The organism is Cupriavidus sp. 05N40 (assembly GCF_056397305.1).
Genome location: NZ_JBFTND010000417.1, coordinates 1 through 1,953 on the forward strand (window position 1 = coordinate 1; position 1,953 = coordinate 1,953).

The 1,953-nt window shown below is 58.2% G+C and carries 3 protein-coding genes; all 3 read left to right on the top strand.

Annotation, left to right across the window (positions count from 1 at the left end):
• A partial coding sequence (locus AC1DO7_RS41070; RefSeq protein ID WP_477117555.1) for an FAD-binding protein occupies positions 1–375 on the top strand: 375 nt, incomplete at its 5' end.
• Complete coding sequence (gene tcuB / locus AC1DO7_RS41075) at positions 368–1,567, top strand: tricarballylate utilization 4Fe-4S protein TcuB (protein WP_441620758.1); 1,200 nt, start codon at positions 368–370, stop codon at positions 1,565–1,567. The genes AC1DO7_RS41070 and tcuB, both read left to right, overlap by 8 nt.
• Positions 1,568–1,674: 107 nt before the next feature.
• A partial coding sequence (locus AC1DO7_RS41080) for an NAD(P)-binding domain-containing protein (protein WP_477117556.1) occupies positions 1,675–1,953 on the top strand: 279 nt, incomplete at its 3' end.

Sequence of the window (1,953 nt, forward strand, 5' to 3'; positions counted from 1 at the left end):
GAGCGATACAACGCAGGCTGTCGAGTGGGGACGTTCGACCATACAGCCCTCGACGATTGCCAGACAGAGGGTGTGAACCCGCCGAAGACCCACTGGGCGCTGCCTATCGATAGGCCGCCGTATTTCGGCTACGCGCTACGACCTGGTATCACATTCACCTATCTGGGACTCAAGGTAAACGACTTGGCGCAAGTCCACTTTGATGGCAGTCCGAGCGACAACCTCTTTGTGGCGGGCGAGATGATGGCTGGCAATGTTCTGGGGCAAGGCTATACGGCCGGTGTCGGTATGTCGATCGGAACGGCATTTGGACGGATCGCAGGAACTCAGGCAGCGCGGGTTGCCACTATCAAGCGGACAGAAAGCTATGCATGACTTGGAACTTTTGGTAAAGGAGGCAGAGTCGCTAGCTGACCAATCGACCTCTGCGTCCGCGAAACTGCGTCAGATCGCGGTGTTGCCGCTTACAGACGACGAAGCCGAGGTCTCTCGCCAGATGCAGATCTGCAATGCGTGCAGGTACTGCGAAGGCTTCTGCGCAGTATTTCCGGCAATGACGCGACGTCTTGAGTTTCACAAGGCGGACGTCAACTATCTGGCGAACCTATGTCACAACTGCGGTGCCTGCTATCACGCCTGCCAGTATGCCCCTCCTCATGACTTCCGGGTCAACGTGCCCCAGGCGATGGCGCGCGTACGCCTGCAGACCTACACCGAGTACGCGTGGCCGGCCACGTTCGGCCGTCTGTATCGCAACAACGGGACAACTGTTGCTGTTGCCTTGTCCACTGGGTTGGCGCTGTTTCTGATCCTGGCGATGGTGGTAACCGAAGGATCCCTGGTTCAGGATGGTCTGGCAGCGAACTTCTACGCGATCTTCCCGCACAACCTCCTGGCCGCGCTTTTCGGTGCTGTTTTTGGATTTTCCTTGCTCGCATTGGCAATCGGGGTATCACGATTCTGGCGTGCGCTATCGGTCAATGGCCTTGGTGCCGGAGCTATTGCCGAGGCCACCTCAAACGTGCTGACGCTGAAGTATCTGGATGGCGGTCATGGGGCAGGCTGCAATGAGGCAGACGATAAGTTCACGTTGTGGAGACGACGCTTCCACCACCTCACGTTCTATGGATTCTTACTTTGCTTTGCTGCCACATCTGTCGCAACGTTGTACCACTACGCGTTCGAAATGCATGCGCCGTACCCGCTGCTAAGCGCCCCGGTTCTCCTTGGCACCGCGGGTGGCGTGGGACTGATAGTCGGGCCCTTCGGCCTCCTCTGGTTGAATCTGCATCGTGACCCGAATCGTTCAGATCTGCGACAACGGCCAATGGACATCGGGTTCATTGTGCTCCTGTTGCTCACGAGCGCATCGGGCTTGGCACTGCTTGCATTCAGGGAGTCCGGGGCTATGCCTAGCCTGCTCGCCATCCATCTCGGCATTGTCATGGCGCTCTTCGCGACACTCCCGTACGGAAAGTTCGCGCACGGAATCTTCCGCTCTGCGGCTCTGCTGAAGTCAGCGCTGGAGAAGCGTCAGGCGAACAGCCTCAAGTTGGGCAGTGAATAGTGCACGTTGATCTCTGCGACACGGCGGTTCCGCATGTCCCAAATGTGGGCTGAACGCAGCTGAAAGCAGGGCGAAAGAACAAGCAAACACGAACAGGAGACATTGCAATGAAGGTTGGATACGTAGGTCTCGGCGCGCTTGGAGGAGAACTTGCGCGACGTTTCATCGGCAAACACGATCTTTTCGTCTGGGACCTCAATGCCCAGGCGCTCGAGGTGTTCAAAGGCCTTGGCGCCAGCGTGGCTGCATCTGCCGCAGACCTCGGACGGAAATGCGACGCGGTCGTGATCTGCTTGCCACGWAGTTCCGACGTTCTGCAGCTTGTCTCGGGCCCAGAGGGACTCGCCGCCGGCTTATCGGCGGGGAAGATTGTCATCGACCAGACC